We start from the raw sequence: 18,455 nt of genomic DNA on the forward strand, positions 1-18,455 counted from the left end.
GGCTCCTAGCAGTAGGGCAGGTGTGCCTAACCTAATTTAGGGCACCCTGATTTCGTCTGGGCGGCACCCCGGCTCTCGGTGGGGTCGGCGCCGAGGGTGGGGTGGGGCAATCTGCGGATAGGTTAGGGTAGGCCACCCTAACTTAGTTCATCCTAAGGTGCGCCGTGTCCCTCCTCGTCGACCATCCACTCACTGCCCCGGGCGTGCCCTTCGCACGCGGCCTGGCGCGGCACGGTGACCGGCCTGCCCTGCTCACGCCCGCGGGAGCCGTGTCGTACCGTGACCTCGCCGACCGGGTCCGTGACCGAGCCGCGATGCTTGGCCCCGGACGTCGTCTCGTCCTGCTGGCGGGAGCCAACCAGGTCGACACGATCGTCACCTACCTCGCCGCGCTCGCCGCCGGTCACCCGCTGCTGTTGGCGCCGGCGGACAATCCCGCCGCGCTCGCACGGCTGACGGCGACCTACGACCCCGACGTCACGTTCACGGACGACCACGCACACCCGAGCCGGCGCCGCCGGCGCAGCGCCCACGACCTGCACCCCGATCTGGCGCTGCTGCTCAGTACCTCCGGTTCGACCGGGTCGCCGCGCCTGGTCCGCCTGTCCCACGACAACCTGCAGGCGAACGCGGAGTCGATCGCGGACTACCTGGGGATCACGTCGGCGGATCGGCCGGTCACGACCCTGCCGATGCACTACTGCTACGGACTCTCCGTGATCAACAGTCACCTGCTGCGCGGTGCCTGCCTGATCCTCAACGACCTGTCGGTGGCCGATGCCGCCTTCTGGCAGCGGGTGCGCGACACGGGTGCCACCAGCTTCGCCGGCGTCCCGTACACCTTCGACCTGCTCGACCGGGTCGGCTTCGCCGACATGACCCTGCCCACGCTGCGCTACGTGACCCAGGCCGGCGGACGACTCGCGCCCGAGCGCGTACGCCGCTACGCGGAACTCGGCCGCAGCAAGGGCTTCGACCTGGTCGTCATGTACGGCCAGACCGAGGCCACTGCCCGCATCGCCTACCTGCCCCCGGACCTGGCGGAGCGGCACCCGCACACCATCGGTGTCGCCGTGCCCGGTGGAAGCCTCCACCTGCATCCCCTGCCCGACGACGAGGGTGCCCCGGACACCGGGGAACTGGTGTACCGCGGCCGCAACGTCATGCTCGGCTACGCCGAGCGCCCCGCCGACCTCGGTCGTGGCCGCACCATCACCGAGCTGCGCACCGGCGACATCGCTCGCCGCACACCCGAGGGCCTCTACGAGATCGTCGGCCGCCGCACGGACTTCCTCAAGATCTTCGGTCTCCGGCTCGACCTACGGCAGATCGAAACCATGCTGCGGACGAACGGGTACGCCGCCTTCGTCACCGGCGACGACGAACGGCTGCTGATCGCCGTCGAGGGCGACGCCGACCGCGACCACCTGCACACCCTCGTAAGCCGCCACCACGGGCTGCCGCGCCACGTCGTGGACGTCCACCTGTTCGACCGCCTGCCCCGGCTCGCATCGGGCAAACCCGACTACCCGGCCATCCGAGCCCTCGCCGCGACCCCGCCGCAGCCCACTCCGGCAGCCGCTTCTCCGGACCTGACCGCGCTGTTCGCGGAGGTCCTCGGTCGGAAGGAGGCCACCGCCGAACACAGCTTCGTGGACCTGGGCGGCGACTCCCTGTCGTACGTCGAGATGTCGATCCGCCTCGAGCAGGCCCTCGGCCACCTGCCACCGAACTGGCACACCACACCGATCCGTGACCTGCGGCCCGCGCCCGCCCCTCCGCCGACGCCGGCTCAGAAGGAGGGGCCGACTCCGGCCGTGCCTGATAGCCGGCGCAGTTCGCGCAGTCGCCTCGACACCACCGTGGCGCTGCGCGCCATCGCCATCGTCCTCATCGTCGGCAGCCACATCCAGGTGTACGACCTGCCCGGCGGCGCGCACCTCCTCCTCGGGGTGGCCGGCTACAACTTCGCCCGATTCCAGCTCACCGCGGCGCCACGACGCCAACGCATCGCCAAGCTCGCCCGCAGCACCTCCCGCATCGTGCTGGCCGCCACGACCTGGATCGGCGCGATGTACCTGCTCACCGACGACTACACCCTCGGCAGCGTCTTCCTCGCCGGGTACCTCACCGCTCCCGCGGACGGCACGAACTACTGGTGGCACTTCTGGTTCATCGAGGCGCTGGTCTACTACCTGCTCATCCTTCTCGCTGCGCTCAGCCTGCCGTTCGTCGACCGGCTGGAACGCCGCCGCCCGTTCGCTCTGCCGCTGACGCTGGCCGCTCTCGGGCTCATCTCGCGTTACCAACTCGTGCCCGACGTGGAACTGCCCACCCCGGTCGTCGTGTTCTGGCTGTTCGCCCTCGGTTGGGCGGCGGCCAAGGCCTCCACCGCCGGCCAGAAACTGTGCGTGACGCTCGCGATCGTCGCGACCGTGCCGACGTTCTTCGGGGACCCCGGGCGCGAGGCCGTCATCATCGGCGGCCTGCTCCTCATGATCTGGGTGGCCGACCTCCCCAGCCTGCCCCTGCTCAACCGGGCCGCCGCGGCCCTGGCCGCGAGTTCGATCTACATCTACCTCACCCACTGGCAGATCTTCCGGCCCGTCGATGACATCTCGCTGCTCCTGGCGCTGCTGGCCAGCCTGGCGTTCGGCGTCGCGTACGCCATGCTCGTCCCTCGCCTGGCCGGCAAGGCGGGGACCGTGGCGGTGCGGTGGTACACCCGAGCCGCTCACCGCGTCTCGCAGCGCCGATCGTCGCCGCCGGGTTCATCGGCACGTCCCCGCCGATCCGGCAGGCGTCTTCCCGGTACGCACCTAGACGTTCAGGACGCGTAGCTGGATGCCGGCCTCGGCATGGCAGTCGAGGAGGTCGCCTACGGGCTCGGGCGGGCCGAGTGGCTCGATCGGCTCGACCGCGACGTGGGCACGGGGTTCAGGGACACCGAAGGGCCGGAACCGATCGGCCGGCAGCCGGTAGGCGAACAGCGGGCCGTTCGCATCGCGTCCAGCCAGCCGTACTCGATGGCACGGACGCGGTCGCCGCATCCCGCGCCGACGATGCTGGCGCGGTCGGTCTCCGTGGTGCCTGTGCGTGAAGGCCCCGACCTCGTGCCGTTACGTCGGCAGCGAGGGCGGGGCCGTGCACGGGGTCAGGGCTTGATGAGGACCTTGAGGCTCTTGCGGTCGTCCATGTCCTGGTAGCCGGCGGGCACGCCGTCGAGGTCGGTGGTGGCGTCGAACACCTTGCCGGGCTCGATGGTGCCGTCGAGGATGTCGGGCATCAGCTCCTCGATGTACGCGCGCACGGGAGCGGGGCCGCCGGCGAGGATGAGGTTGTGGCGGAAGAGGCTGCCGAAGCCGATGGGCGCGTTCTCGTACTGGGGGACGCCGACGCGGCTGATCACGCCGCCGGGGCGGACGACGCCGACGGCCTGCTCGTAGGCGGACATGTGGCCGACGGCTTCGAGCACGGCGTCGGTGCCGTGGCCGCCGGTCAGTTCCCGGACCTTGGCGATGCCCTCGTCGCCGCGCTCGGTAACCACGTCGGTGGCGCCGAATTCGGTGCCCAGGTCGGTGCGGGCCTGGTGGCGGCCCATGAGGATGATCTGCTCGGCGCCGAGGCGCTTGGCCGACAGCACGGCCAGGAGCCCGACGGCGCCGTCGCCGACGACGGTGACGGAGCTGCCCTTGCGCACGCCGCCCTTGATGGCGGCGTGGTAGCCGGTGCCGAGGACGTCGGCGAGGGTGAGCAGCGACGGGATGAGCGCGGAGTCCGCGGCGACGGGCAGCTTGACGAGGGTGCCGTCGGCGAGGGGGATACGGATCGCTTCGGCCTGCCCGCCTTCGTCGGGGATGCCGTCCAAGAAGTTGGCCTGGGGGTGGGAGCAGGAGGTCTGCAGGTTCTCGCGGCAGAACTGGCAGGTGTTGTCGGAGATGGCGAACGGGGCGACGACCAGGTCACCGCGCTTGAGGGTGGTCGCCTCCGAGCCGGTGTCCTCGACGATGCCGATCAGTTCGTGTCCCATCCGGGCCGGGCCGGTTTCACGGGACATCGAGTGGTACGGGTGCAGGTCGCTGCCGCAGATACAGGACGCCGTGATCCGCACCAGCGCGTCGGTGGGCAGCTTGATCGTGGAGTCCGGCACGTTCTCGACGCGGACGTCGCCGGCACCGTACATGAGCGTTGCGCGCATGGTCTTCCTCTTCCTTCGATGTTTTGTGGGGGTTGTCAGACGGCGGCGTAGGTCTCGACCGCTGCGCTGGTTGTCGTGGCGTCGCCCGATCTGGGCGGACTCGCGGCGCGGCGGCGCGCGATGAGGGCCAACGCCACCGCGGGGACCACCGCCAGGACGACGATGGCCGCGCCGACGGCGGCGGGGCCGGTGGCGCCGAGCGTGGAGGCCAGCGCCAGGCCCGCGATCCAGGAGCCGACGGCGGTACCGGCATTGAACGCCGACACGGTCAGCGAGGACGCCAGCGTGGGCGCCCGCCCGGCGAAACGCACGGCCAGTGCGATCAGCACCGGGTTCGCGCCCAGCCCGAAGAACCCGAGCAGCACGACCACACCCGCTGTCAGCCACGGCATTCCCGATGCCAGGCAGATCATCCCAAGCAGGATCGCGGTGACGACGGGCGCCACGAGCGTGACCACGTGCGGGTGAGCGTCGCCGAGACGGCCGGCGACCAGTGACCCCACCAGGGCGCCGACGCCGAACCCGACCAGCGCCAACGGCACCAGCCGTGCCGGAACACCGGCCTGGTCGGTGAGCAACGGCGCGATGTAGGAGTACGCGGCAAGCACACCACCGGTGGTCGCCGCGCAGCCGGCAAGGGCCAGCCACAGCCGCCCGGAACGCAGCCCGGACAGTTCGGAACGCACCGACGCCGACTGGGCCCGTCCCTTCTCGTGGGGGACGTGACGGGAAATCAGCGCGGTGGCGGCCAGCGCCAGGACGGCGAGCGCCCAGAACGTGCCCCGCCACCCGATGAGCTGTCCGGCGAACGCGCCGAGCGGGACGCCCAGCGCCGTGGCGAGCATGCCTCCGGCGTTCACCAGACCCATGGCCCGCGCTCCGCGCGCCGGCCCGGCGACGCGGGTCGCGACCACGGCGGACAGGGCCCAGAACGCGCCCGTGGCGAACGCGGTGATCAACCGCGCCAGCAGAAGCACCGCGAAGGTGTCACCGAGTGCCACCACGAGATGGCCGATCGCGAACACCGCCAGCGCGAGGATGAGGGCCACGCGTTGCGGCAGCCGCAGCGTGAGCATCGCCATCAGCGGCGCACCGATGATCATCCCGATCGCGAACACCGTGATCAGCAGACCCGCGTGGGCGACACTGACCTGCAGGTCACCTGCGATCTCCGGCAACACACCTGCCACGATGAACTCGGTCGTGCCCATCAGGAACGTCCCCAGAGCGAGGACGTAGATCAACATGGGCAGCGCAGCGGAACGGGCCGCGCTCGCGCCGGACCGGGAACCGCCGTTCAGGGGAGTGGCTTCTCCCTGCATGCATGAACTCCTGTGCAGCTTCGGAAACGTCTTCGCATCCATTTGAGCGCCGCACCGGGGGCGTGAGAAAGGTGGCGTTCATAGGGGGTACAAGCTCTCCCCCCTCTGCCAGGTTCATTCGGGCTTACCGTGGGAACATGCCCGACCCGGCCGACCATCGCACCACCATTCGTGACTTCCTGACCAGCCGCCGCGCCAAGATCAGCCCCGAGCAGGCCGGGCTGCCCGCCGGTGTCCGGCGCCGTGTGCCCGGCCTGCGGCGGGAAGAGGTCGCCGTCCTCGCCGGCGTCAGCACCGAGTGGTACACAAGACTGGAGAAGGGCCACATCAGCGGAATCTCCGAAGACGTTCTCGACGCCGTGGCCCGAGCACTGCACCTCGACGACGAAGAACGCACCTACCTGTTCGACCTGGCCTACGCCGCCCGGCCGAAAGCCCGCCGAAATCCCCGACGCACCGAGGTGAAGGTCGAACCCCACCTGCAGTGGCTGATCGATTCCATCACGATGTCGGCAGCATTCCTGCGCAACGGACGTCTCGACGTGGTCGCCAGCAACGCGCTCGCCCGTGCACTGCACGCACCCATGTTCAGCAGCGACACCACCACAGCCAACGGCAGAGCGAACTTCGCCCGCTACCATTTCCTCGACCCGGCATCACAAGACTTCTTCGCAGACTGGGAGGCCGGCGCTGCCTCGACCGTCGCCCTGCTGCGCGCCGAGGCGGGTCGAAACCCCGAAGACCGGCTACTGCGGGAACTCGTCGGCGAGCTCTGCACCCTCAGCACCGAATTCCGGAAGATGTGGGCATCACACGACATCCGCATCCGGCACGAAGGAGTCAAACGTCTGCAGCACCCTGTCGTCGGCGCGCTGGAGTTGACCTATCAGCCCCTCGCGCTGCCGACACCATCGCGCGCCGTCCACGAACTGACTGTGTACACCGCCGAACCCGGAACCATCCACGAAGAGCGGCTGAAGATCCTCGCCACCTGGTCGGCGACCGCCATCGTAGAAGCCGCCCAACGCTCTGACTGACGACGTAGAACTCCGGCCACAAGGGCGCCGGAGAGGGATCCTTCTCTGGCCACAACCCTCCCAACGGGTGCGGCGAGGATAATCAGGCGACGGCAACGTGGCGGGTCCTCAGAATCGTCAGTCATGACCATCGCCGTCCCGGTCGGTGACTTCCTGGTGCTGCCGCCGCGCCTCGACAGGACCGCCGAGCTGCTTGCTGAATCGGCCCGGCGACGGGGCCTGGCAGTGGAGCAACTGCCCCACCCGTCAGCACCAGATCAGCTGCGGCGGGCCCGGGGCGGGCACCTCTACGGAGGACCGGTCTTCGCCGCTGCCGTCGCCGCGGACCTCGACCTGGCGATGCTCGAACCGGCCGACGACTGGCTGGCGCAGCTGCCGTACGAGTACACCCGCCGCGACATCACCCTCACCACTCTCGGCGACGCACGCTGGTCCCGTACGCCAATGTTCGTCAAGCCGCCCCGAGACAAGACCCTGACGGCCGGCGTCTACGCCGACGGCTCCCGCCTGCCCCGTGCCGAGCGCCATTCCGCCGACACTCCGGTGCTGGTCAGCGAGATCGTGACGTTCCTGGTGGAGTATCGGTTGTTCGTCCTCGACGCCGCAGTGCACGCCGCCAGCCGCTACGCCACCAACGGCCGGCTCGACCCGGCTCCCCTCGCCGCCTGCCCACACCGCGCCGCCGTGCTCGACTTCGCCGTCAGCCTGCTCGACGCCTGCGCTGACAGCCTGCCCAGCGCCGTCGTTGTCGACGTCGGCCTCGCCAGCAACGCCGACCGCGGCGACGAACACTGGGCCGTGGTGGAGGCGAACATGGCCTGGTTCAGCACAAGCTACGCCGCCAACCCCGACCAGGTCCTCGACGTGGTGCTTCGGGCGGCCGGACCACGCCACCGCCTGGCTCTCCGCGACCACGCGTTCACAAGACCGCCCACCCTCTTCGGATAGCAGCTCCACGATGACCGACGTTGCCAACAACGCCCGCCGAGACGTCACCACGGAGGAGGCACCCGGACAGCGCCTCGGGCAGTGCCGAACGCCCGGCAGGGCGCACCCGCTCGGCGGCACAAGCGGATGGGCCGACTCGCGCGGCCACGGCGGGCCGACCCCGCCACCGCAGGCCCGACCCTGGTGCTGTGTCCCGCGTCGCTGCTCGTAACGACCCGCGGCCGCGTTCGGCGGTGATCTGTGGTCCGTCGTCCAGTGCCTCAGCACCAGCAGGAGCATGTTCTCCGTCGCGGGCCTCCCGGCCGCAATTGGATTGTTCGACGAGGGCGTACGGGTGACCATGGTCGGCATGGTGGGGGGATCGGTGGTGAGATCGCCGTTTCAGGGCGGGCTACCGCCGGTGGACGCGGTGGTTGGCGCCGTGGTGGAGATCGCCTGTGACGAGTCCGGATTCTCGGGCACCAATCTGCTCCGTTCGACCACCCCGGTGATCACGCACGCGAGTGTCGACCTGGGCGCGGACGAGGCCATCGGGCTGATCACAGCGCTGCGGTCCGGGTTCCGGTTCTCGCCGCACGAGTTCAAGTCCGGGCAGTTCCTTCGCGGCCCGGGCGCGGGTGAAGCGCTGGAGTGGTTCCTGGCGGCGCTGAAGGGCCGCGCGCACGTCCATCTGGTCGACAAGGAGTTCTTCCTCGTAACCCGGATCGTCGACCTGCTGCTGACCGAGCCGTCGTACGCGGCCGGTACCCGCCTGACTCAGGGCGACCGTCCGGCCGCTCTCGCCCTGTACCGGGCCAGGCGCTCAGCCGGAAGCGACTGGGGTGTCTTCCTGGCAGCCTTCGTCGACCTGGTCCGGATCAAACGGCGGCGTCCGGATCGCCGGACCGTGGAGCGGTTCTTCCAGGCCCGGGATGCGCTGGTACGACACGGGCTCGGCACACCGGCCGATGCTGTCCTCAACGGGCTCAGTCCGAGCCACGTGTGGGCGGTGGCGACCAGGCTCGACAACGACGACCGGTCGATCCCGCCGCCGCTGGAACCGATGCTGCCGGCGCTGGCGGAAACGGTCTTGTCCTGGAGCGCCGGACGGCGGCAGGTGCTGGTGATCCACGATGAGCAGAGTGCCCTCACGGCCGACCGGTTGACCCGCCTCCAGCAGGTGCTGGCCAACGGCGGCGGACCGTCGGCGGCAGACGCCGAGAAGGCTGGGGCGTTGCCGGCCGGCGTATCGCCCCTGGCCGGGCTGGTGATGGTCGACTCCCGCGACGATCCGCGGGTCCAGGTCGCCGACCTCCTCGCTGGGGTAGCCCGGCGGTTGCCGGCGATCATCAACCCCGCTCTACTTCAGCCGCTGCTCTCTCCGACCTCACTGCACGATCCCGAAGGATGACACGACGACGAGTGGCACGTCGGTGCACGGTGGTGAGATCGCTGGGACACGATCCTGTCGTACCCGGACGGCATGATGCTGGCGTAGCGATCGCGACGGCTCCCGCCGTCGGCGCGAGGAGAGGACGAGCGGGATGAGGGCCGGACCGCCGCGCTGTCTCGCCATCGATCATGACGACTATCATGCCGAGCATGTGGGGCGCACCGCTGACGGCAGGCAGTTCTTCCTCACCACTCCCTTCGAACCAGCCATCCGAGGCGACGACGACGGTCAGGAGTTTGTCGCTCTGTACCTCTTCGACTCCGAGGGCCGGTTCCTGGAGGCCAGGATCGACGCCTTCGGTCCCAGAGCCCGGATGGACCGTATGGCGCGGCGGGCGGCATGTGACGCTCGGCTGAAGGAGCTTGGAGAGGTTACGTTCACCCGTATCGAGGTCGAGCCCTTCGCGATCGATCGGTTCGGTACAACCTTCGGCCTGATTCCCCGGGAGCCGGAGGACGACGACGACACGTGGTGGGTCACCGTCGAGCCCGGCGACTACATGGCCTTTACTGAGCCGTGGGACAGCGGCGAGTACGACACCTGAGGTCCGTTCGGCGGGTGCACACGATTCGGCATGCTCGTGGTTCGTACTGCTGGGCTCGCGACCTTGCCTTGCTCGGCCGCCTGTAGATGGTCAGGGTCGACTTCTGCGGGGGTTCTCAGGGTCGCGGGCGGGGGTTCCGCCGGAGGCACCATGATCCGGTGCGCGACCATGATCTTCAGCATGACGAAGGCAGCGAAGTTCGCTCTGATCGCCGGGCCGCTCGCGTTGGGCGGCTACGGCGTGGCCCGTATCGTCGGCAGACTCGACAACATGTACGGGCCGGGGTTCGACTGGCAACTCGCCCATTTCCTCGGCTTGGCCGGCTTCCTCCTGTTCGTGCCGCTGGTCCTGGGGCTGCGGACGCTACTGCCCGCCGGGGCGGTGCGCGAAGTGGTGGTCGGCGCGACTCTGCTCGGTCTGGCGGCATCCGTGGTCCAGTTCGGAGCAGACATCGTGCAGGCATTCATGGCTGCCGACAAGGAAGAGCTGCGGAGCGTGCAGCACGACTTCTCCGGCCTACCCGGCGTGCGACCCGCAATCTACGACGTCGGGCCACTGTTCTTCTTCGTCGGGATCGTGGCGGTCGCCGTGCTGGCCGCCAGGGCGGGCCGGCTGCCGTGGTGGAGCCCGGTGGTCATGCTCGTCGGGGTGCTGCTGCCGCCGGTGAACTTGGATCTGATGCCGTTGGCCGGGCTGTTGATGCTGGTGGCACTGCTGCCGCTGGGGCGTTCGCCTCGGCAGGTATCGGCGGGCTGAGCCCGCAGAGCCCTTGGCTGTGAGCGTATCGACCGCCCCGAACCCCTGACACGTCCGACGACCACCACGCCAGCCGACCTTTTGCCCCGAGAGTCCGTCCCTGCGGATCGCGTCTCCATCCGTCTGTCGGAACGGTGGGTCAACGCACGTGTTCGGGGCGTACGCCGATGCCGACCAGCCGGGCGGGGAGGGCTTGCAGTGCCGGGAACCGGTTCGCCAGGCGTATCGGTGCCGGGGCGTCGATCCGGCCGGTGGCGTACAGCAGCGGGTCGACGACGCGCCGCTGCGCGGCGCGCTGGAGGTTCTGCGTCAGCACCGTCGGGAGGTGCCGGCGCTTCTGCACCGCGGCGAGGTCGGCTTCGGTGACCGGCTGCCCGGCGGCGAGGCTCGGGCCCAGCATCCGGGCGGTGGCCGCGGCGTCCTGCACCGCCAGGTTGATGCCGACGCCGCCGATCGGGGACATGGCGTGTGCGGCGTCGCCGATGAGCAGCGTGCCGGGCGCGTGCCAGCGCTGCAGCCGGTTGACCTTCACCGTCAGCAGTTTGACGTCGTCCCAGGTGGCGAGTTCACCGACTCGGTCGGCGAGGACGGGGTGCCGCCGGGTCACCTGTTCCCGCAGCGCCTCCAGCCCGGCCGCGCGGATCTCGTCGTAGCCGCCCTTGGCGATGACGTACGCGCACTGGTAGTAGTCGCCGCGGTCGATGGTGAGCATCAGCCCGCCGGCGCCGACCCGCATTGTCAGGCCGTCGCCGTCGCCTGCGCGGCGTGAGATCCGGAACCACAGCACGTCCATGGGTGCGCCGTAGTCGACCGGCCGCAGGCCGAGTGCCCGGCGTACCACCGAATCACGGCCGTCGCAGGCGACAGTGAGCGACGCTTCGATCTCCAGTTCGCCCTCCGGGCTCACGGCGCGCACGCCGGTGACGGCGCCTGACGGGTCGCGGAGCAGGCCCGTCACGGTGGTGGAGCGAAGCAGCGTGAAGGTGGGGAACCTCGCCGCCTCGGTGGCGAGCATCTCCAGGAAGTCCCACTGGGGGACGAAGTACAGGTAGTTGTGTGGCGTCGGCAGGCGCGTGAAGTCCGCGACGGCGTAGGTGCCGTCGTCGAAGGTGACGCGCAACGCGCCGGCCTTGCGCCCGGGCAGCACCGCCATCCGTTCGCCGAGCCCGATCTCGTCGAGCATGTTCAGTGTGGAGGGATGCACCGTGTCGCCGCGGAAGTCCCGGAGGAAGTCGGCGTGCTTCTCCAGCACGGTGACCTGCACTCCCTGCCGGGCGAGCAGCAGCCCCAGGACGAGCCCCGCGGGCCCACCGCCGACGACGCAGACAGTGGCCTTCATGGTTGCCTCCAATCGCAACTCGTGTTGCCTTTTGAGTTTGCCGAGTGGGATGGTGTAACGCAACAGCCGGTGCGTCAAAGGAGGTGTCCGATGTCTGTCGGCCAGCGTCCGGGCGGGCGCAGCGCCCGCGTCCGGGCGGCGGTCCTCACGGCCGCCCGTGGCCTCCTCGCCGACGGGTACGCCGAACTGACCGTCGAACGGATCGCCCAGGCGGCCGGCGTCAACAAGACGTCGGTCTACCGCCGGTGGACCGACCTGGAAGGCGTCCTCGGCGACCTGCTCAGCGAGTACGCCAGTGAGGTCGTCCCGATCCCGGACACCGGCGACCTCGACACCGACCTCGAGGAACTGGCGTTGCTGATCCGGCGCGGCATGGCCGGCGAACCCGGTGAGCTGATCACGGCCCTTGCCGCGGCCGCGCCCCGCAACCCGCGCGCCGCGCAGATCGTCCGCGGCTTCTTCGCCGAACGGTTCGGCCTGGCCGAGGCCGTCGTCGACCACGCCGTCGCCCGCGGCGAACTGGCTGATGGCACCGATGTCCGGGCCGCGATCGAGATCCTGGGCGCGCCCTTCTTCCTGCGGCTGCTCGTCATCGACGAACCCATCGACGAGGAGTTCGCCCGACGTGCCGCCGCCGCGGCCGCCGCAGCCCTCCGCGCCGGCGTCTTCGGTCCGGCGCGAGAACCTCGTCCCGTCATGGGCGCGAGTGCAGTGCCTCCCGCCAGCCGTCCCGGTCGGCAGCCCGGTCCCCGTCGGTGACGACCTCGACATGCACGTCGAACCGCGAGGCAAGAGCCCCGGTTGTGACGGTGCCGTGGGAGCCGGGGTTGTGGCCGGCGACAACGTGGAAAGCAGCATGTGGGGCGCCGGAGGCGTTGGGGTCGGCATACTTGGCCGGTGTTCGACTTCGGGATCGCCGGGCATCAGCCGTGTTGGCTGCCCGGCGCGGGCAGCGGCTTGAGGCGGTCGAGCTTCTCGAATGGGCTGGCGATACCTGGTCTCCTCGCGATGCGAGAAGCGATCCGCCGATCCTGCTACCCCAGGCCATGGACGTACTCCAATTCCGCTCCAACGCCGGGATGATCCACGCGCGGGTTGCCGAGCACCTTGGTGCCATGAGCGTGCGGTCGGTCAACGTACGTTGGGCCGCTGTCCGGATCACGGTAGTGACGTCGGCAGTGCGAAAGCCGGGAAGTGCTCCGCGCCGAGGAACGACGTGATCTCCGCGATGCGCTCATCCCTCAAGGTCAACACGGTGATCGACCAACCAAGGTGCGGGCCCGCCTGGTCGTTGCCGAGGTAGAACCCGACGGCAGGCTGACCGTTCGCAGTCGTCGGACGATACCGCCAACTCCCGCAACCGGTCAGCGGGATCCGAACGGCGAAGTCGGTGACCGCCTCGATCCCGCGGTACCAGTGCGCCATCGGGGGCATCGACCACGTGACGTCGCTGGTGAGCAGGGCAACGAGCGCATCGGCGTCACCGCGCTCGAACGCGGTGGAGAATCGGGCGACGATCTGCCGTACGCGAGCGTCGTCGATCTTCCGTAGGGTCTGCTGCTGGGACTGCGGTGGGACCTTCTCCGCGATCACCCGGCGGGCGCGGGCGAGGGCCGAGTTCACCGAGGTGGTCGAGGTGTTCATCGTGTTGGCTATCTCGGCCGCAGAGAAGCCGAGGACGTCGAAGAGCAGCAGCGCCGCCCGCTGGTTGCCCGGTAGATGTTGCAACGCGGCGGCGAAGGCAAGTTCGACGGCTTCACGCTGTTCATACCTTGCGCTGGGAGCTGATGGACCGTCGCCGAGGCCGGCGTCAGGGTAGGGGCCCAGCCAGGCGAACTCCGTCAGCGGCCGGTCATCGAGCACCGCACGGTCACTGGAGGGACCAAGGTCGACGGGTAGCGGCCGTCTACCACGGGACTCCACGATATTCAGACAGACCCGGGTTGCGATGGTGTAGAGCCACGAGCGCAGAGAGCTGCGTTCCTCGAATCGCGCGAGTCCTCGCCAAGCCCGCAGCAGGGTTTCCTGCACCGCATCATCGGCGTCATGGGTTGAGCCGAGCATGCGGTAGCAGTGGGCGTGCAACTCCCGGCGCAGTGGCTGGACCAAGCGGGTGAAGGCCTCGTCGTCACCCTCGCGCGCCCGGCCAAGATCGGCATGCTCGTCGCGCACCGCAGCCGAGTCTCCAGCCAACCCAGAAGGATCTTTGCTCACGAGCGACGATTCTGCCCCGCAGCGGCGGTCTCCACTCCGGCAGACCCTCACCACCGGAGCCAGTTACCGCTGGACCGGCGTCATCTCGCCCTGATGAACCGACACTCGACCACGACAGGAGACCTCGACATGACCGAGAAGGAAGCAGGAGCCCGCATCGATCGTGGAAGCGACACCTGGTCTCGGATCCACGCAGAACGCGCGGCACTGGCGGCCGACCTCGCGGGCCTGACTGATCAGCAGTTCGCGACGCCGTCGTTGTGCACCGGGTTGACGGTACGAGAGGTGCTCGCTCACCTCATCGCAGGGGCAAGCCTGAACTCCTGGCAATGGCTGGCAGGGGTCATCCGATGCAGATTCGACTTCGACAAGCAGGTGACCATGCGGCTGAACGAGCAGTTGGGCGCAACTGCCGCCGAGACACTGGAAAGATTCCGCGGCATCGTCATGAGCAGGACCAAACCGCCGCTGCCGACCATGGCGATGCTCGGCGAAACGATCGTGCACGGGGAGGACATCCGGCGCCCCCTGGACATCCGCCGGCCCTACCCGATCGAGACCATCACGCAGGTCGCCCGGTACTACCAGGGCTCCGACCAGGTGGTCCTGGCCAAAGGCCGCATCCGCGGCCTGCGACTCGTCGCGAACGACGGCCCCTTCACCACTGGCTCCGGGCCACTCGTGTCCGGCACCACCCTGGCACTGACCATGGCGATGACTGGGCGTACCACGTACTGCGACGAACTCGAAGGCGACGGTGTCGCAACCCTGCGCGACCGCTGCACCCCTGTCTGATCGACATCCGTACGCGGCAACCCCTGAAGCGCCCCCACAGCCATTGCGCACCGACCGCTCATCGGCGAAGCCGCGAGAGGCGGGTTGTGTCCCGGCAGGGCCGGCCTCACCTGCGGCGCCGACCTGCCGGGCCATGGGACCGACCGCAGTGGCTGCTGCGGCGCTGGTAGCGTGTGTCTGCATTCCAGCCAGCCCGCCGCGGCGGAGTGTTTAGGAGCAGCGCGTGGTCGTGATCCTCCCCGAGGTTTCCCGCACCCTCAACGAGTACCTACTCGTGCCGAACCTCACCACCGAGGACTGCACCCCGGACAACGTCGACCTCTCCACGCCCATCGTGCGGCACCCGGTCGGCGGGTCCTCGCCACTGCGCATCGCCGTACCGCTCGTCAGCGCGATCATGCAAGCGGTCTCCTCGCCCCGCCTCGCCATCTCGCTCGCGCAGACCGGCGGGCTGAGCTTCATCCACCAGAACCAGACCGTCGAGGCGCAGGCCGAGTCGGTCAGCGCGGTCAAGCGCCACAAGGCGGGCTTCCGGCACTCCGACATCAACACGAAGCCATCCGCGACGCTCGGCGAGGTCAGCCGCCTGCTCAAGGCCGCCGAACGGGACGTCGCGGTCGTCACCGACGACGGCACCTCGAGTGGCCTGTTCATCGGCCTGATCTCCACCGCCGACTTCCATCCCCAGCGTCACGACCTCAACGGCACGGTCGAGTCCCGGATGCGCCCGGCCGACGGTCTGGTCACCGCGCCACCGACGATCTCGCTGTCCGACGCGAACACCCTCATCTGGGACCACCGCCTCGACCTGCTGCCGATCGTCACCGCCGACGGTCGCCTCGCCTCGATTGTGCTGCGCCGCGACTACGAGCTGCACAAACAGTTCCGCAGCGAGTCCATCGACGACGACAAGCGGTTCCGGGTCGGCGCCGGGATCAACACCCGCGACTACCGCGACCGGATCCCCGCCCTCGTCGAGGCCGGCGCGGACGTGCTGTGCATCGACTCCTCCGACGGCCACTCGGTCTGGCAGCAGAAGACGTTGCAGTACGCCGTTGGTGAGTTGAACGGCGCTGTCCCGGTCGGCGCGGGGAACGTCGTCGACGGCCGCGGGTTCCGCTACCTCGCCGATGCCGGTGCCGCGTTCGTCAAGGTCGGTATCGGCGGCGGGTCGATCTGCATCACCCGCGACCAGAAAGGCATCGGCCGCGGGCAGGCTTCCGCACTCATCGACGTGGTGGCCGAACGCGACCGCTACGCGGACGAAACCGGCATCTACGTGCCGATCTGCTGCGACGGCGGTCTCCTCGCCGACTACCACATGGCGATCGCCCTCGCCCTCGGCGCCGACTTCATCATGCTCGGGCGTTACTTCGCCCGATTCGACGAAAGCCCCTCCAACCTCGTCAATCTCGACGGGCAGCTGTTCAAGGAATACTGGGGTGAGGGCTCCCAACGGGCCCGGAACGTCGCCCGCTACGACCAGGGCGAGACCGAGCTGCCGTTCGAGGAAGGCGTCGACGGCTATGTGCCGTATGCCGGCAGCCTCTACCCCAACATTGCCCGTACGGTTGCGAAACTGCGCGCCACCATGGTCAGCTGCGGCGCCATCACATTGCCGGACTTTCACCGCGACGCGGTGCTCGTCCAGGTGTCGCAGCAGAGCTACGAACAGAATGGCGCCGAGGTCCGGTTGCGCAGCGGCTCAGGCGGCAGCGGACAGTAGACGGCCGCTTCGTCATCACGGGCGGCCTGACCTCTACATCCGCGTCCCCGGGGCACGGCACCGCGCTTCGTCCCCGTCCCGGCAACGCATCACGTCGCGCCAACTACTGACGAAGATCACAACTGTGGCAGTGCCACGACGGGCGCGCGTCGGTGCGGGCCCGGACGCTCCGAGCGGGTCAGCTCGGCGAACCAGCGGCGGCCGGAGCGGAAGACCTCGCCGACCGCCAACCCGGCCGCCCCCGCCGTGCCCGCCACCGCGCACGTGTCGAGCCATGCCCAGCGGAAGGTCGGGCCCCGGTGCCGGCCGGATGCCACGTGGACCTGTCCCTGCCAGGCGCCGGAGCCGGGCGGCTCCAGCTCGACCAGCACTGTTCCCGCCGGCCGCAGCAACGCCCGGCACCGGCGCAGCAGCGCGATCGGGTCGCCCCCGATGCCGATGTTCCCGTCCAGCAGGACCGCGTGTGCCCAGCGTCCCTCCGCCGGCAACGGGCCGAACAGGTCGGCCCGCACGGCGACCGCGCCCCGGGCCCGGGTCAGCGCCACCGCCCGGGCCGACACGTCCACCCCGAGGGTGGTCAGCCCGGCCACTGTCAGGGCCAGGGTCACCCGGCCCGGGCCGCAACCCAGGTCGAGGGTGGGACCGGTGCAGCGGGTGACCACCGCCGCCTCTGCCGTCCCGGCGGGCCGGTGCCACCGGTGCACCGGCAGGCGGCGGCGCAGTCCGTCGGCGGGCACCAGCCAGTGCGCGTTGTCGCCCCGGTCGCGCAGGGCGGCGGCGAAACCGTCCCCGGTCACGCCCGCACCACCATGGCGCGGCGCACCGCCGCGACCTGGCGGGCGAAGCGGCCACCCGGGGTCGCCACGGCCACCGCCCGCGCGTCCGACCAGTCGTCCACGTCCCGCAGCACCGGCAGCGGCATCGTGCGCAGCCCTCGCCCGGTCAGCGCGGACCACGTCGACCGGCCGGTGCGCGGAGTCGACATCGGCACCCCGCGCAGCGCCACCGCCTGCCGCGGGTCGCGCAGCCCCAGCCCCCACCAGCCGCCGTCGGCGGCCCGTCCCAGCACCGCCTCGGCGTCCGCCAGCCGGCGTACGGCGGCGGACAGCCGCGCCGGCGTCAGCTGCGGGGTGTCCATCCCGATCTGAAGCACCCGACGGCCGGGGAAGGCGTCGGCGACGTCGCCGTGGGCGTTCGCGAGTCGGGCCGCGAAATCCACGCCCCGCTGCGGCAGGACCGGCCAACCGGCGACGGCGGCGGTCAGGTCGGCGGCGTCCTCGGCGTCGGCGAGGCGCCCGGCCAACGCCAGCACCGGCGTCACCCCGGGAGTGTCCCGCACGGCGTCCAGGGTGTCGCGCAGCGCGGCGGCGGCCAGCTGGGCGGCCTGGACCGGGGTCGCCGGTGGGCAGAGCCGGGTCTTGACCCTGCCCGGCACGGGGGCCTTGGCGACCACCAGCAGCACGGTCACCGGGGGCGCTCCACGGTGCGCAGCACGGCCGCGAAGTCCCGGGTGGCACGCAGGGTGCCGCGGAACGAGCCGGAGACCTTGGAGCGGGTGCCTGTGGCACGCGGGGCGTACGCGACGTCGAGTTCGTGGATGCGCCAGCCCGCGGCGGCGGCCCGGATCAGCAGCTCCAGCGGGTAGCCGAAGGCCCGGTCGGTGACGCCGAGACCGAGCAACGCCTCCCGACGGGCCACCCGCATCGGGCTGAGGTCACGCAGCGGCACCCCCCGGTGCCGCAGCAGCGCGGCGACCAGCGCCGTTCCGGCCCGGGCGTGCCAGGGCCAGACCCCGACACGGACCGGCCGGCGACGGCCGACGGCCAGGTCGGCGCTCCCCCCGGCGACCGGGGCGACCAGGGCGGGCAGCTCCCGAGGGGAGAACGAGCCGTCGGCGTCCAGGACGCACACCAGTTCGGTCTCGGCGGCCTCGATCCCGGCGTGCACGGCCGCGCCGTACCCCCGACGGCGCTCATGGACCACCCGGGCGCCGTGCCGGGCGGCCACCTCGGCCGAGGCGTCTCGAGACCCGTTGTCCACCACGATCGCCCGGTATCCGGGCGGCAGCGCGGTCAGCACGGCGGGCAGCGCGGCGGCCTCGTCCAGGCACGGCAGCACCACGTCGATCGGTGTCGGCATACCCC

At 70.3% G+C, this 18,455-nt stretch carries 17 protein-coding genes; 9 read left to right on the forward strand and 8 right to left on the reverse strand.

What is annotated here, in order from left to right:
• Positions 1 to 164: 164 nt before the first annotated feature.
• Positions 165 to 2,840 (forward strand): AMP-binding protein, encoded by a 2,676-nt coding sequence (locus tag ACGFZ2_RS02100; RefSeq protein WP_393449159.1) that lies wholly within the window; start codon positions 165 to 167, stop codon positions 2,838 to 2,840.
• Here ACGFZ2_RS02100 and ACGFZ2_RS02105 read toward each other — a convergent pair.
• From ACGFZ2_RS02105 to ACGFZ2_RS02115, 3 genes are all read right to left on the reverse strand, one after another.
• The gene (locus ACGFZ2_RS02105; protein ID WP_393265797.1) at positions 2,820 to 3,050 is read right to left on the reverse strand and encodes a DUF6886 family protein; all 231 of its coding nucleotides are present in this window, start codon (positions 3,048 to 3,050) and stop codon (positions 2,820 to 2,822) included. The genes ACGFZ2_RS02100 and ACGFZ2_RS02105 overlap by 21 nt on opposite strands.
• Before the next feature lie 104 nt (positions 3,051 to 3,154).
• Positions 3,155 to 4,198 carry a zinc-dependent alcohol dehydrogenase family protein gene (locus tag ACGFZ2_RS02110; protein ID WP_393449162.1) on the reverse strand — a complete coding sequence of 348 codons (1,044 nt, stop codon included), beginning with the start codon at positions 4,196 to 4,198 and terminating at the stop codon, positions 3,155 to 3,157.
• Positions 4,199 to 4,233: 35 nt separating this feature from the next.
• The gene (locus ACGFZ2_RS02115; protein ID WP_393449165.1) at positions 4,234 to 5,562 is read right to left on the reverse strand and encodes an MFS transporter; all 1,329 of its coding nucleotides are present in this window, start codon (positions 5,560 to 5,562) and stop codon (positions 4,234 to 4,236) included.
• A 95-nt stretch (positions 5,563 to 5,657) separates the two neighbouring features.
• Here ACGFZ2_RS02115 and ACGFZ2_RS02120 point away from each other — a divergent pair, with 95 nt between their 5' ends.
• From ACGFZ2_RS02120 to ACGFZ2_RS02140, 5 genes are all read left to right on the forward strand, one after another.
• Positions 5,658 to 6,557, forward strand: coding sequence for a helix-turn-helix transcriptional regulator (locus ACGFZ2_RS02120; protein ID WP_393449168.1), 900 nt, complete (start codon positions 5,658 to 5,660; stop codon positions 6,555 to 6,557).
• 123 nt (positions 6,558 to 6,680) lie between these two features.
• Positions 6,681 to 7,505: an ATP-grasp domain-containing protein gene (locus ACGFZ2_RS02125; RefSeq protein ID WP_393449171.1), complete on the forward strand. Its 825-nt coding sequence runs from the start codon at positions 6,681 to 6,683 to the stop codon at positions 7,503 to 7,505.
• 277 nt (positions 7,506 to 7,782) lie between these two features.
• A complete protein-coding gene (locus tag ACGFZ2_RS02130; RefSeq protein ID WP_393449174.1) occupies positions 7,783 to 8,895 on the forward strand; it encodes a hypothetical protein in 1,113 nt (370 codons plus the stop codon).
• 133 nt (positions 8,896 to 9,028) lie between these two features.
• On the forward strand, positions 9,029 to 9,481 hold the full coding sequence (locus tag ACGFZ2_RS02135) for a hypothetical protein (RefSeq protein ID WP_393449177.1): 453 nt from the start codon (positions 9,029 to 9,031) through the stop codon (positions 9,479 to 9,481).
• A gap of 168 nt (positions 9,482 to 9,649) precedes the next feature.
• The gene (locus tag ACGFZ2_RS02140) at positions 9,650 to 10,237 is read left to right on the forward strand and encodes a hypothetical protein (protein ID WP_393449180.1); all 588 of its coding nucleotides are present in this window, start codon (positions 9,650 to 9,652) and stop codon (positions 10,235 to 10,237) included.
• A 139-nt stretch (positions 10,238 to 10,376) separates the two neighbouring features.
• On the opposite strand, the gene ACGFZ2_RS02145 is transcribed toward ACGFZ2_RS02140, so the two are convergent.
• The gene (locus tag ACGFZ2_RS02145; RefSeq protein WP_393449183.1) at positions 10,377 to 11,576 is read right to left on the reverse strand and encodes an FAD-dependent oxidoreductase; all 1,200 of its coding nucleotides are present in this window, start codon (positions 11,574 to 11,576) and stop codon (positions 10,377 to 10,379) included.
• A gap of 90 nt (positions 11,577 to 11,666) precedes the next feature.
• Here ACGFZ2_RS02145 and ACGFZ2_RS02150 point away from each other — a divergent pair, with 90 nt between their 5' ends.
• Entirely contained in the window at positions 11,667 to 12,335 is a 669-nt protein-coding gene (locus tag ACGFZ2_RS02150) for a TetR/AcrR family transcriptional regulator (RefSeq protein WP_393449186.1), read from the forward strand.
• 399 nt (positions 12,336 to 12,734) lie between these two features.
• On the opposite strand, the gene ACGFZ2_RS02155 is transcribed toward ACGFZ2_RS02150, so the two are convergent.
• Positions 12,735 to 13,748: a sigma-70 family RNA polymerase sigma factor gene (locus ACGFZ2_RS02155; RefSeq protein WP_393449189.1), complete on the reverse strand. Its 1,014-nt coding sequence runs from the start codon at positions 13,746 to 13,748 to the stop codon at positions 12,735 to 12,737.
• Between the two features lie 171 nt (positions 13,749 to 13,919).
• Here ACGFZ2_RS02155 and ACGFZ2_RS02160 point away from each other — a divergent pair, with 171 nt between their 5' ends.
• Positions 13,920 to 14,585, forward strand: a complete 666-nt coding sequence (locus ACGFZ2_RS02160; RefSeq protein WP_393449192.1) for a maleylpyruvate isomerase family mycothiol-dependent enzyme — start codon at positions 13,920 to 13,922, stop codon at positions 14,583 to 14,585.
• Positions 14,586 to 14,814: 229 nt separating this feature from the next.
• Positions 14,815 to 16,311, forward strand: a complete 1,497-nt coding sequence (locus ACGFZ2_RS02165; RefSeq protein ID WP_393266055.1) for an IMP dehydrogenase — start codon at positions 14,815 to 14,817, stop codon at positions 16,309 to 16,311.
• Between the two features lie 116 nt (positions 16,312 to 16,427).
• On the opposite strand, the gene ACGFZ2_RS02170 is transcribed toward ACGFZ2_RS02165, so the two are convergent.
• Genes ACGFZ2_RS02170 through ACGFZ2_RS02180 form a run of 3 tightly spaced genes read right to left on the reverse strand, consistent with a single transcriptional unit; the run spans position 16,428 to position 18,450 of the window.
• Positions 16,428 to 17,108 (reverse strand): methyltransferase domain-containing protein, encoded by a 681-nt coding sequence (locus ACGFZ2_RS02170; protein WP_393265821.1) that lies wholly within the window; start codon positions 17,106 to 17,108, stop codon positions 16,428 to 16,430.
• A complete protein-coding gene (locus ACGFZ2_RS02175) occupies positions 17,105 to 17,779 on the reverse strand; it encodes a DUF2064 domain-containing protein (protein WP_393449195.1) in 675 nt (224 codons plus the stop codon). Before ACGFZ2_RS02175 ends, ACGFZ2_RS02170 begins: the two co-directional genes overlap by 4 nt.
• Positions 17,776 to 18,450 (reverse strand): glycosyltransferase family 2 protein, encoded by a 675-nt coding sequence (locus ACGFZ2_RS02180; protein ID WP_393265826.1) that lies wholly within the window; start codon positions 18,448 to 18,450, stop codon positions 17,776 to 17,778. The genes ACGFZ2_RS02175 and ACGFZ2_RS02180 overlap by 4 nt, the downstream gene beginning before the upstream one ends.
• Positions 18,451 to 18,455 lie beyond the last annotated feature (5 nt).

This window comes from Micromonospora sp. NPDC048063 (assembly GCF_043202855.1).
Classification (GTDB): domain Bacteria; phylum Actinomycetota; class Actinomycetes; order Mycobacteriales; family Micromonosporaceae; genus Micromonospora.